Genomic DNA, 12,017 nt, shown 5'->3' with positions numbered 1-12,017 from the left:
AAGCTGCGCCGGCCCATCCCTTTACGAGTGCTTGCAGGAAACTGCAGCTAAGGGGTGGGCCGTCGCGCGTCAGCCGGTGGGCGGCGTCAGTCTTCGGTTGGCGTGGTGCGGTTGGAGTGGACGTTGCGCCAACTATGCTCCGGCTCAAAGCCCAACAGCCTGCGGGCTTTGTCGATGGAGAGCATGGTTTCGTGCTCGCCCAGTTCCTTAAGGACCTCGACGCCGGGAAAGACTTCGGCTGCCAATTCGGCGCTGCTTCTACTCATCACGGTATCAGCGGCGGCAATGATGAAGGTCTCGAAGCCCGGTTCCCCATGCTCCAAGGCCCGCACCACGGCAAGGGCGCCGTCCCGGGCGTCGATGTAGCCCCAGAGATTCCATTTCCGGAGCGTTGCGTCGGAGTCGAAGGACGGGAAAGCGTCATAGTCCTCGGGGTCCATGACGTTGGAGAACCGCAACGCCGTGATGCTCAGCTCCGGATCCCAGCGCGTCATTTGGATGGCCATCTGCTCCTCCAAGTGCTTAACCAGCGAGTAGGTGCTTTCCGGTCGGGCTGCGTACTCCTCATCCACGGGAATGTAGGGAGGCTCGATGTCGAAGGGGAGTCCCAGCACGGTCTCGCTGGAAGCATAGACCACCTTCTTAATGCCCGCCCTCCGTGCCGCCTGGAACACGTTGTAAGTGGACACCATGTTGTTCTCAAAGATTGCAGCATCCGGGGCCAGCCCCGGTGCTGGAATGGCTGCCAAGTGAACTATCGCGTCCAAGCCGTCGTGCTGATCGTCCAAGCCCAGGACGACATCCAGGACCTGTCCATAGTTGCGGAGGTCAACGCTGACGTAACCCCGGCCGCGCGTGCCTGCGCGGTCCATGTTGAGCACCTCGTGGCCGTCCTGCGTAAGCCGCCGGACCACGCTCCTGCCCAGTTTTCCGCTTCCGCCGGTTACGGCAATCCTCATGGTTCGCTCCTCGATAGTGGCTGGTACCTAAGCCTGTTGCTTTCTTGATTCAGCTGCTTTATGAATTCAGCAAGGGGTCGAGTTTCAGCCTAGGCGGCGCGGCGGTTGGGCACAGCCCCTGAGGCTGGCCCTGTGAGTCCTAGGAATACTGGAAGGACGCAGGGCATACGGCTTCCAAGCCGCAGGTTCCAGGTCGCCTGCAGCAGGCAGCGGCGGTCAATCACGCACGCAAAAGCTAGCAGCGGCGATCAGGAAATGGACGCGGGCAGCACCCCGGTGCACTGCTGCGAATCGACTCGCGAATTGCCGCTCCAAGCATCATCTCGCCCCGCTGATCGTGGGCAACCCTTGCCCGTACTCGTCATTGTTTTGGGGCGTGTTTATGTCCTGTGGGGTGTGTGGTGGTGGTTGCGTCGGGGTGTTTGTTTGGGGTCGATGTGGGGTGGGGGGATGAACCAGGGGGTCCCGGTTGTGATGTTGATGCGCCATTGTTCTTTGTGGATGAGGTGGTGGTGGTGGCTGCAGAGCAGGGTGCCGTTGTGTGTTGATGTGGTGCCGCCGTTTGACCAGTAGGTGGTGTGGTGGGCTTCGCACCAGGGTGCGGGGATGGTGCAGTCGGGGAAGGCGCAGCCGCCGTCGCGGGCGGTGATGGCTTTGCGGATGTGGGGTGGGAAGATCCGGGTGGTGCGGCCGATGTCCAGGACGCGGGAGTCGGTTCCGAGGAGGACGGGGATGATGTCGGCGTCGCAGGCGATTTTGCGGATGGTGTTCGGGTGGATCGGGCCGGTGAAGGTTGCTGTGCCGGTGCTGAGTGGGTTCCGTGCGGGTCCGGTGCCGGGTTGTTGGTGGTTGTTGTGGTTGTTGAGTCGTTCGAAGAGGTCTCGTTCGTCGATGGTGACGGTGAGTTGGGGTCGGAGTCCTCCGTTGGAGGGCAGTTTCCTGGTGGTCATCGCGAGGGCGCAGGCTCCGACGAGTCCGTTGAGGAGTTTCTGGGCCCGGCTGCGCCGGTCCAGGTCAGGTGCTGTTCTGGCGCCATCGTCCTGGCTGGTGGTGAGTCGTGGGTTGGTGGCGGTGTTCATCGCGGTGGCCAGGGTTTCGTATTGTTCGGCGGTGGCGAAGATTTCGATGTGGTGAAGTCCGTGGCGGCGTCGACGGCGGAGGAACGCGCCTTGGAGTTGGCGGAGGACTTCTTCGGAGGGTTCGGGGCCGTCCTGGTCGATCATGTCGGTCCAGCGTTTGGTCATTTTGGTGAGGAAGTCCGGGTCGGAGTCAATGGCTGTGGCGGTGAGGGCGTGTTCCATCCGGGTGATGGTCTGGTCATCGGTGAGCTGCCGGACGTGGTCCAACGCGGTGCTGATGATCGTCGCGGATCGGGAAGATACCAGGGCTGAGGCCACCGCGTCGGCCAGCGCTTCGCGCCGGGCCGGGATCTGTTGCCCGGCCATTCCGGCCTGCGGCAGCACCTCGGGGGCGAGGGCCAACCTGCGCCGGGCCTCCGCGATGCTGATCCGCAGCCGGGCCCGGAGGAACTCAGCGGCGTTCCGGTAGCCGTCATCCAAAGGGCTCACTTTTGAATCGGCGGTCGGTCCTCCGGAGTCCGCGCCGAAGACGGAACCGGGCCCAGGTGCCGGCCCTGGACTGGTCGCGGAGCCTGCTCCGCTCACGGAAGCCCCTGCGCTTGTGGAGCGTACTTCACCAGCGGAAACCGATGCCACACCGAATGTGGGCTCTGGTTCAGTCCAACCGGTCCGCCATTCCGGCGCCGCTGCCGACGCCCCCGACGACCCCGCCGCCCCTGATGACCCCGGCGACGCTTGCTGTGCTTCCCTCCGGGTTCGTTCCACCGCCTGCGCCGCGACAACCTGCAAGTACTCCAACGACCGGGAGATCTCCTCAATCCTGCCCGCAAAGTCAGCAGCCTCAACGAACCCGAACAACCGCGCCTCATCGGCCGCAGCGGACAACTGCATGGGGTCCAGAAGAGCCGCGCCGTCTTCAAGAAGCGCCGCCAGGTCCCGGCCGGTGGCCGGGGAACTGTCGCCTGTTGACCCGGTAACCGTAGCTATGGCGCCCGCGGACTCCGAAGTCCGGGCGAACTTGGCCTTGCTGTTGCCCAGCCCGGCTCTGTTGCCCAGCCCGGCTCTGTTGCCCAGCCCGGCTCTGTTGCCCAGCCCGGCTCTGTTGCCCAGCCCGACGCCGTGGAAATGGCTGATCACGGTGATGGGCGTCGTCGAATCCTTGAACCCGGCCTTGACCATGTCCGGCATGCTCAAGAAGCGACGTGACCGGGCCGCAACAAGGGCAGTGACAACAGGGGACGGTTCCGTCCGAAGTGCTGTCAACTGCCCTATTTCTTCCATGAATAGATCATTTCATCGGGGTCTGACATTTAAAGAGGACCCTGGAAGACAGCTCCAACCTCCCGGAAAACAGACAATCAGGCTGAAGTGAGAGCGGCCAAAGCCATCTGTTCCAGGATGGGCCTGGCTGACTTCACAGCGATCTTCCTGCCGTGGTGGCGCACCGAGTGGGGCGTGGAGTTGATCAAACCAAAGGCTGCGTGTGCCCGCACACGGAGGCCAGGGACATCTGCGTCAGGGTGAATGCGGGCCAAGACGTCTACCCACGTTTCGACGTAACTGCGCTGGAGGGACCTGACTTCTGCCTGGTCGGCGTCGCTGAGACTTCCGAAGTCCCGGTCCTGGACACGGATGACGTCAGGATTGCTGAGGGCGAAATCAACCTGGAACTGGATGAGCCCCTTCAGTGCGATCCGGGGATCATCGGATTCCGACACCACCCGCAATCCGCCGTCCAGCAAGTCACGGCTGACGCTGAGTAGTAACTCTCCGAGGACCGCTTGCTTGCCGGGAAAATGCCGATAGACGGCGGGGCCGCTGACGCCTGCTGCTGCTCCGAGGTCCTCGAGCGACACCCGGGTAAAACCGTTTTCCGCAAAGAGTCCGGCAGCAGCGGACAACAAGGCCAACCTGCGGAGCTCCTTTGCCTGGCCACGTTGCGTGCCGGCGGCGCGGGTGCCGTTGATGCTTGCTTCCGGACCTCCGGTCACGTCTTCCTCCTTGCGCCAGGCCAGGCCCAACGTTCGCGGGGCCCCCTGTGCTGGACATCACAGTTAATAAAGACTAACCTAAATTTCAGTTACGTGGCACTAACCGAAATGGCCTGTGGCCGGGAATGGAACAGGGGTCAATGGAGACAATTGCCAGTCTGACGGGAGCCGCCAGCGGCACCTTTGCAGCCAACCAGGAAGCGCAACTGGCCTTGGTGGATGAACTGAGGGAGCGCCTGGCGACGGCGGCCCTTGGCGGCCCTGCCAAGTCCCGGGAGCGGCACATCGCCCGCGGAAAACTTTTGCCGCGGGACCGCATTGACTACTTGCTCGATGACGGCAGCCCGTTCCTTGAGATCGCGCCCTTGGCTGCGAATGGCATGTACAACGACGATTCCCCGGGCGCAGGGGTTATTGCAGGCATTGGCCTGGTCCATGGCCGCCACGTTCTGGTGATTTCCAACGACGCCACGGTCAAGGGCGGCACCTACTATCCCATGACGGTGAAGAAGCACCTCAGGGCTCAAGAGATCGCCTTGGAAAACAAGCTTCCGTGCATCTACCTCGTGGATTCCGGAGGAGCTTTCCTGCCCAAGCAGGACGAAGTCTTCCCGGACAAGGAGCACTTTGGCCGGATCTTCTACAACCAGGCCAAAATGTCCGCCGCCAAGATCCCGCAGATCGCCTCCGTCATGGGGTCGTGCACGGCTGGCGGCGCCTATGTACCAGCAATGAGCGACGAGACCGTCATAGTCCGGAACCAGGGCACCATCTTCCTGGGCGGTCCGCCCCTGGTTAAGGCAGCGATTGGTGAGATCGTCACAGCAGAGGAACTGGGCGGCGGCGACGTCCACTCAAGGATTTCCGGGGTCACGGACCACCTCGCCGAAAATGACCAGCATGCCTTGGAGATCGTTCGGGACATTGTGGCGACGTTGCCGAAGCCGGCGCAGCCGGCGTGGGACGTGTCCGACGTCGTCCTGCCGCCCGTCGTCGACCCTTCAGAAATCCATGGTGTGGTTCCGACGGACGTCAACGCCCAATACGACGTCCGGGAAGTCATCGCAAGGCTGGTGGATGGATCGGAATTCCACGAGTTCAAGAAGAACTATGGCACCACCCTCGTGACCGGATTCGCGCACCTGCACGGCCATCCCGTGGGCATCGTGGCCAACAATGGCGTCCTTTTCAGTGAATCTTCCTTGAAGGGCGCCCATTTCATTGAACTCTGTGATCAGCGAGGAATTCCCCTCATCTTCCTGCAAAACCTCTCCGGATTCATGGTGGGCAAGGACTACGAGCAAGGCGGCATTGCCAAGAACGGCGCCAAAATGGTCACAGCAGTGGCTACTGCCCGCGTGCCCAAGCTGACGGTGGTCATCGGTGGATCCTTCGGCGCCGGCAACTACTCCATGTGCGGCCGGGCCTACTCACCACGGTTCCTGTGGATGTGGCCGGCCGCCCGCATTTCCGTCATGGGTGGAAACCAAGCCTCCAGCGTCCTGGCAACGGTCAAAAGGGACCAGTTCGAGGCAGCTGGCCAGGAATGGTCCGCGGAGGACGAGGAAGCCTTCAAAGCCCCCATCAAGCAACAGTATGAGGACCAAGGAAGTCCGTACTACTCCACTGCGCGCTTATGGGACGACGGCATTATCGATCCCGCTGACACGCGGCGCGTCCTGGGAATGGCCCTGGACGTCGTCTCACGCCAACAACTGCCCGAGACCTCCTTCGGTCTCTTCAGGATGTGACCATGAGCCTCCCAACAACAACCACAGCCCCGCCCACCCCGGCAGTCGAAGCCCGAACCTTCAACGCCGTCCTTGTTGCCAACCGTGGTGAGATCGCCTGCCGCGTTATCAAGACGCTGAAGGAGATGGGCATCCGCTCCGTCGCCGTGTACTCGGACGCGGACAAAGACGCCAAGCACGTGGCCCTCGCCGATACCGCGGTCGCCATCGGTGGTACGGCACCCGCGGACAGCTACTTGAAGATCGATGCCATCATCGACGCGTGTCGTCGAAGCGGGGCGGAGGCAGTCCACCCGGGCTACGGTTTCCTGTCCGAGAATGTGGAGTTCGCCAAGGCGCTGGACGCCGCGGGCATCACGTTCATCGGGCCGGGAATTGGCGCCATTGAAGTAATGGGCGACAAGATCCGGTCCAAGAACCACGTGATGGCCTACGACGTTCCCTGCGTTCCGGGCATCGCACAACCAGAACTCACCGATCAGGAGTTGATTGAGGCGGCACAGGGGGTCGGTTTCCCCTTGTTGATCAAGCCGTCCGCAGGTGGCGGCGGCAAAGGCATGCACATTGTGGAACGCCCCGAGGACATGGCCTCCACGCTCGTCACGGCAAGACGCGTGGCAGCGTCCGCGTTCGGCGACGACACTCTCTTCCTTGAGCGGCTCATTCGCGCGCCCCGGCACATCGAGGTCCAAGTCCTGGCTGACAATCACGGCAACGTCATTCACCTCGGCGAGCGCGAGTGCTCACTGCAACGACGCCACCAGAAAGTCATCGAAGAAGCCCCGTCCGCCCTCTTCGAATCACTGCCGGATGGCGCAAGGGAGCGGGCGCGCATCGGCGAGGCGGCCTGCAATGCGGCACGTTCGGTCAACTACAGTGGCGCCGGTACGGTCGAGTTCCTGGTCTCCGACGAACACCCCGACGAGTTCTTCTTCATGGAGATGAACACCCGGCTGCAGGTAGAGCATCCTGTCACGGAGATGGTTACGGGCATCGACCTGGTGGAATGGCAGGTGAGGATCGCCGCCGGTGAGGTGCTCACCGTGGCGCAGTCCGACGTCGTACTTAAGGGCCATGCCGTTGAGGCGCGCGTCTACGCCGAGGTGCCCGAGCGGAATTTCATGCCGTCGATGGGGCGCATTGTGGCGCTCTCAGAGCAGGGCCCGGTGGATGCCGCCGTTTCCGGGCACCAGCAGGCCCATGCGAACGTGCGCATCGATTCCGCCATGCGGGACAACCTGGAGATCACGGGGGACTACGATCCCATGCTCGCTAAGGTCATCGCGTGGGGCGAGGACAGGGCAGCAGCACTAGATACCCTTGACGCTGCGCTCGGCCGGTACACCTTGCTGGGCGTGGACACGAACGTTGAATATTTGCGGTTGCTAATCAATGATCCCGAGGTCCGCGCCGGGCACCTGGATACGGGACTGATCGAACGCAAGCTGCCGTCCATGGAATTCAGGCACTTTGGTCCCGCCGAAATGATCGCCGCCGCCATCGCCCTATGGCTGGAGCGCACGGGTTCTGCGCTCTCGGGAGACGCGTGGAAGACGCCCGACGCCTGGCGCATCGGGGGCCGTGGCGCATGGACAGCCAGCTTTGGTGTTCCGGGCGGTGACATTACTACCGTGTCCATCATCGAGGAGGACGGTATCGTCACGGCAAGCATCGACGGCGGGAATCCAGTACGGGTGAAGGTGGCGGATCGCAGCGCGAACAGCATCGCGTTGGAGTTCGACGACGGATCGGTCACCTTAGCGGTTGGCATTGCCCAGGATGATGCCGGCGAAATTTACGTCGGCAACGATGGCTGGTCCTGCAGGTTCGAGATCCTGAACCGTGCTGAGCGCCTGCGGCGGATGCTGGCCGGCATCCAACGCGAGGAAGGGGCTGCGGACCCGGAGGTGCGCTCGCCGATGCCCGGGACGGTGGTTTCCGTGTCCGTGGCCGACGGTGACTCGGTGGAGGAAGGCCAGGCCCTCCTTGCCGTGGAAGCGATGAAGATGGAGCACCAACTGGTGGCGTCCGTTGCAGGAGCCGTCCACCTCACCAGCAAACCCGGCGACCTGGTCAAAGCGGACCAGGTACTCGCCACCATTCACGTAGACAAGACCAGCACAGACGAGGAAGTCCAGCGATGAGCACGTTTGAACTCAATGAGGAATACCAGGACCTTAGCGACTCCGTCCGCGAATTCGCTGACGAGGTAGTCGCACCGGTCTCCGCCAAGCACGACGAAGAGCACAGCTTCCCCTACGAGGTTGTGAAGCAGATGGGGGAGATGGGTCTGTTCGGCTTGCCTTTCCCCGAGGAATTCGGCGGGATGGGTGGCGATTATTTTGCCCTGGCGCTGGCATTGGAACAGCTGGGCCGCGTTGACCAGTCGGTGGCCATCACCCTTGAAGCCGGTGTGTCGCTCGGCGCCATGCCGGTGTACCGCTTCGGCACGGAGGATCAGAAGCAAGAGTGGTTGCCGCAACTGGCGTCCGGGCGTTCCTTGGCCGGCTTCGGCCTGACGGAGCGCGAAGCCGGTTCCGATGCCGGCGGCACCAAGACCAACGCCCATCTGGAAAACGGCGAATGGGTCATCAACGGCAACAAGGAGTTCATCACCAACTCCGGCACGGACATCACCACGCTGGTCACCGTCACGGCAGTCACGGGCCATAAAGAAAACGCCGACGGCAGTACCAAGAAGGAAATCTCCACCATCCTGGTACCCACTGACACGCCCGGTTTCAGGGCGGAAAAGCCGTATAACAAGGTGGGCTGGAACGCGTCCGACACTCACCCGCTCACTCTGGACAATGTCCGTGTTGCCGAAGCCAACCTCCTGGGCGAGCGTGGCCGGGGTTATGCCAACTTCCTTTCCATCCTCGACGAGGGCCGCATCGCGATCGCCGCACTGGCCACCGGCGCAGCCCAGGGTTGCGTGGACTTGTCCGTGAAGTACGCCAAGGAACGCAGCGCGTTCGGGCAGAACATCGGCAAGTACCAGGCCATCCAGTTCAAGATCGCCCGGATGCAGGCAAGGGCCCACACTGCCCGCCTTGCCTACTACGACGCCGCCTCCCGGATGCTGGCAGGCAAGCCGTTCAAGACCGAAGCGGCCATCGCTAAGATGGTCGCAGGCGAGGCAGCCATGGACAACGCGCGGGACGCCACCCAGGTGTTCGGCGGCTATGGCTTCATCAACGAATTCACGGTGGCACGGCATTACCGCGACTCCAAGATCCTTGAAATCGGGGAGGGCACCACCGAGGTCCAGTTGATGCTCATCGCCCGTGAGCTGGGTCTGTAACCGTACGGGAAGGATCAAGGATGATTGACAAGGTTGTTGCCAGTGCCGCGGAAGCGGTGAAGGACATCCCGGACGGTGCCTCGCTGGCGGTGGGAGGTTTCGGATTATGCGGCGTCCCCGTTTCCCTCATCGATGCCCTTCACCAGCAAGGCACCACGGATCTTGAGACGGTCAGCAACAACTGTGGCGTGGACGACTGGGGCCTTGGCATTCTCCTTAAGGATGGTCGAATCCGGCGGACCATCAGTTCGTATGTGGGCGAGAACAAGGAGTTTGCCCGGCAGTATCTGGCGGGGGAGCTGGAAGTAGTCCTCACCCCGCAGGGCACCCTGGCTGAGAAGCTGCGCGCCGGTGGAGCCGGCATCCCGGCCTTCTACACCAAAGCAGGTGTGGGAACCCAGGTGTCAGAAGGCGGCCTTCCACAAAAGTACGACGCCGCCGGAAACGTTGCGCTGGCCTCTCCACCGAAGGAAGTGCGAACCTTCAACGACGCGGACTACGTGCTGGAGGAGTCCCTGACACCGGACTTCGGCCTTATCCACGCCTGGAAGGGAGACCGGCACGGCAACCTGGTCTTCCACGCGACAGCGATGAACTTCAACCCCCTCTGTGCCATGGCTGCCAGGACCACCATTGCCGAAGTAGAGGAGTTGGTGGAACCCGGCGAGCTTGATCCGGAGCACATCCACTCTCCGGGGATCTTTGTCCAAAGGGTAGTGGTGGCAACCTCGAACGAGAAGCGGATAGAAAAGCGGACGGTAGCGCTGACGGCAGGAGCGGATCAATGACCGACAATACCTACCACGACATCCCGCCCCGCCCGGAAGCCGTCCGTCATGAGTACCGTCGCGCCGACGTCGAACATCACGAGGCCAAAGGCTGGACCCGCAACGAACTGGCCGCCCGCGTTGCCAGGGAACTCACCAACGGGCAATATGTGAACCTGGGAATCGGGATGCCCACGCTGATCCCCAACTACATTCCCGATGGCGTGGAGGTCATTCTTCACTCCGAGAACGGGATCCTTGGCGTCGGTCCCTACCCCACCGAGGACAAGGTTGATCCCGACCTCATCAACGCGGGCAAGGAAACCGTCACCACGAATGCGGGGGCTGCGTTCTTCGACTCGGCGTCGTCCTTCGGCATGATCCGCGGCGGGCACGTGGATGTGGCCGTCCTGGGCGCCATGGAGGTGGCCGCGAATGGTGACCTGGCCAACTGGATGATTCCAGGCAAGATGGTCAAGGGCATGGGCGGCGCCATGGACCTGGTGTTCGGTGCCAAGAAGGTCATCGTCATGATGGAACATGTAGACCGCAGCGGCCGGCCGAAAATCGTCCAGGACTGCACGCTCCCGCTCACAGGGAAAGGCTGTGTGGACAGGATCATCACGGATTTGGCGGTGATCGACGTCGTCAAGGACGAAGGTGACCCGCGCTTGGTCCTCCGCGAGTTGGCGCCTAACGTCACCCTTGAGGACGTCCTGGCCGCTACCGGTGCCGAGCTCTTTGAGGAAGACCAGGAGCTCACCGTATGACGCGGGTGGTTGAGCAGCGTGGGCTCTACTTCGATGAACTCGAAGAGGGCGTGATCTATGCCCACAAACCCGGCCGCACTGTCACCGAGGCGGACAACGTCCTCTTCACCACCATGACCATGAACACCCAGGCGCTGCATTTGGACGCGGCGTGGAGCTCGGGGCAGCCGTTCGGGCAGCGCCTGATGAACTCCATGTTCACCCTGTCCACCATGGTGGGGCAGTCCGTGACCCAGTTGACGCAGGGGACCATCATTGCGCAGTTGGGTTTGACGGATGTCACCTTCCCCCACCCGCTGTATCACGGCGATACCCTGTATACGGAAACGGTGATTACGGGAAAACGGCTATCGTCGTCCCGCCCGGGTCAAGGCGTGGTGACCATGCAGCACACCGGCCGCAACCAGGAAGGGGCAGTGGTGGCCTTGGCTACCAGGACCTGCCTGATGTGGACCAAGGAAGCGCACGCCGCGCAGTCCTGAACCGCTATTTCCAAATTCTGTAGGACACCAGCAGCAAGGACCTCGATGCTTTCTTCCAACGCGACTCCGTTCACCATGGGTCCAGCACTCTTGTTCTGCCCTGCAGACCGGCCGGAGCGTTTCGGCAAGGCCGCTGATCGATCCGATGCCGTCATCCTGGACTTGGAGGACGCCGTAGCTCCTGCGGACAAGCCGGGGGCCCGCGAAGCGATTCTTGAGCAGACCGGTACCGGTGGCCTGGAGCCAAGCCGCACCATTGTTCGGGTCAATCCAGTGGGGACGCCCGAGTTCGACCTCGACCTTGAGGCTCTGGCAAAAACGCCCTACCGCACGGTGATGCTGGCCAAAGCGGAGAGTGCGGAGCAGCTCAGGTCTTTGGAGGGCTATCAGGTCATCGCATTGTGCGAAACTGCTGCGGGAATCGTCAACGCCTCTGCTATCGCCGCCGAACCGAACGTCGTAGGGCTGATGTGGGGCGCCGAAGATTTGCTTGCGTCGCTGGGTGGCCTCTCCAGCAGGAACGACGACGGCGGATACCGGGCTGTTGCCCTGCACTCCCGGTCCGCTGTACTGCTCGCCGCCAAAGCCGCGGGCAAGGAAGCCATCGACTCCGTGTACGTGAACATCCCGGATCTCGAAGGCCTGTTGGCCGAGTCGCGCGACGCCATTTCCAGTGGTTTCGGCGCGAAGGCCTGCATCCATCCGAATCAGGTAGCAGTAGTCCGTGAGGCTTATGCGCCCACTCCCGAAGTCATAGCCCAAGCTACCGAGCTCCTGGAAGCGGCAGCATCTGTGGGCACGGGAGTGTTCCAGTTCAAGGGCAGGATGATCGACGGACCCATTCTCAAGCACGCCGAGGCGACACTTCGCCGCGCCGGGCACCCCGCGAGATGACAGTTGACACCCATGTTCGG

At 62.5% G+C, this 12,017-nt stretch carries 10 protein-coding genes; 7 read left to right on the top strand and 3 right to left on the bottom strand.

The genetic code is table 11. The annotated features are described in order from the left end of the window. Positions 1–86 precede the first annotated feature (86 nt). From M1D89_RS15770 to M1D89_RS15760, 3 genes are all read right to left on the bottom strand, one after another. On the bottom strand, positions 87–959 hold the full coding sequence (locus M1D89_RS15770; protein WP_498644885.1) for an NAD-dependent epimerase/dehydratase family protein: 873 nt from the start codon (positions 957–959) through the stop codon (positions 87–89). Between the two features lie 380 nt (positions 960–1,339). Beyond that, positions 1,340–3,319 (bottom strand): HNH endonuclease signature motif containing protein, encoded by a 1,980-nt coding sequence (locus M1D89_RS15765; RefSeq protein WP_498644883.1) that lies wholly within the window; start codon positions 3,317–3,319, stop codon positions 1,340–1,342. A gap of 77 nt (positions 3,320–3,396) precedes the next feature. Continuing rightward, positions 3,397–4,029, bottom strand: coding sequence for an SACE_7040 family transcriptional regulator (locus tag M1D89_RS15760; RefSeq protein WP_498644881.1), 633 nt, complete (start codon positions 4,027–4,029; stop codon positions 3,397–3,399). Between the two features lie 140 nt (positions 4,030–4,169). On the opposite strand from M1D89_RS15760, the gene M1D89_RS15755 reads away from it, so the two are divergent. Genes M1D89_RS15755 through M1D89_RS15725 form a run of 7 tightly spaced genes read left to right on the top strand, consistent with a single transcriptional unit; the run spans position 4,170 to position 11,997 of the window. After that, positions 4,170–5,780, top strand: a complete 1,611-nt coding sequence (locus M1D89_RS15755; protein WP_498644879.1) for a carboxyl transferase domain-containing protein — start codon at positions 4,170–4,172, stop codon at positions 5,778–5,780. A 2-nt stretch (positions 5,781–5,782) separates the two neighbouring features. Beyond that, positions 5,783–7,924, top strand: coding sequence for an acetyl/propionyl/methylcrotonyl-CoA carboxylase subunit alpha (locus M1D89_RS15750; RefSeq protein WP_498644877.1), 2,142 nt, complete (start codon positions 5,783–5,785; stop codon positions 7,922–7,924). Then, a complete protein-coding gene (locus M1D89_RS15745) occupies positions 7,921–9,084 on the top strand; it encodes an acyl-CoA dehydrogenase family protein (RefSeq protein WP_498644875.1) in 1,164 nt (387 codons plus the stop codon). The genes M1D89_RS15750 and M1D89_RS15745 overlap by 4 nt, the downstream gene beginning before the upstream one ends. A 20-nt stretch (positions 9,085–9,104) precedes the next feature. Continuing rightward, on the top strand, positions 9,105–9,872 hold the full coding sequence (locus tag M1D89_RS15740; protein ID WP_498644874.1) for a CoA transferase subunit A: 768 nt from the start codon (positions 9,105–9,107) through the stop codon (positions 9,870–9,872). After that, positions 9,869–10,621 carry a CoA transferase subunit B gene (locus tag M1D89_RS15735; protein ID WP_017199435.1) on the top strand — a complete coding sequence of 251 codons (753 nt, stop codon included), beginning with the start codon at positions 9,869–9,871 and terminating at the stop codon, positions 10,619–10,621. The genes M1D89_RS15740 and M1D89_RS15735 overlap by 4 nt, the downstream gene beginning before the upstream one ends. Continuing rightward, positions 10,618–11,103: a MaoC family dehydratase gene (locus tag M1D89_RS15730; RefSeq protein WP_498644871.1), complete on the top strand. Its 486-nt coding sequence runs from the start codon at positions 10,618–10,620 to the stop codon at positions 11,101–11,103. Before M1D89_RS15735 ends, M1D89_RS15730 begins: the two co-directional genes overlap by 4 nt. Before the next feature lie 45 nt (positions 11,104–11,148). Next, positions 11,149–11,997, top strand: coding sequence for an HpcH/HpaI aldolase/citrate lyase family protein (locus M1D89_RS15725; RefSeq protein WP_498644869.1), 849 nt, complete (start codon positions 11,149–11,151; stop codon positions 11,995–11,997). Positions 11,998–12,017: the final 20 nt, after the last annotated feature.

This window comes from Arthrobacter sp. D3-18 (assembly GCF_054408525.1).
This window is presented reverse-complemented; position numbering and strand designations above follow the sequence as displayed.

What these genes read in the sequence shown, in the direction of transcription:
- M1D89_RS15740 (WP_498644874.1), top strand. Translation starts at nt 9,105, where the DNA reads ATGATTGACAAGGTTGTTGCCAGTGCCGCGGAAGCGGTGAAGGACATC.
- M1D89_RS15725 (WP_498644869.1), top strand. Translation starts at nt 11,149, where the DNA reads ATGCTTTCTTCCAACGCGACTCCGTTCACCATGGGTCCAGCACTCTTG.
- M1D89_RS15730 (WP_498644871.1), top strand. Translation starts at nt 10,618, where the DNA reads ATGACGCGGGTGGTTGAGCAGCGTGGGCTCTACTTCGATGAACTCGAA.
- M1D89_RS15765 (WP_498644883.1), bottom strand. Translation starts at nt 3,319, where the DNA reads ATGGAAGAAATAGGGCAGTTGACAGCACTTCGGACGGAACCGTCCCCT.
- M1D89_RS15735 (WP_017199435.1), top strand. Translation starts at nt 9,869, where the DNA reads ATGACCGACAATACCTACCACGACATCCCGCCCCGCCCGGAAGCCGTC.
- M1D89_RS15745 (WP_498644875.1), top strand. Translation starts at nt 7,921, where the DNA reads ATGAGCACGTTTGAACTCAATGAGGAATACCAGGACCTTAGCGACTCC.
- M1D89_RS15770 (WP_498644885.1), bottom strand. Translation starts at nt 959, where the DNA reads ATGAGGATTGCCGTAACCGGCGGAAGCGGAAAACTGGGCAGGAGCGTG.
- M1D89_RS15755 (WP_498644879.1), top strand. Translation starts at nt 4,170, where the DNA reads ATGGAGACAATTGCCAGTCTGACGGGAGCCGCCAGCGGCACCTTTGCA.
- M1D89_RS15750 (WP_498644877.1), top strand. Translation starts at nt 5,783, where the DNA reads ATGAGCCTCCCAACAACAACCACAGCCCCGCCCACCCCGGCAGTCGAA.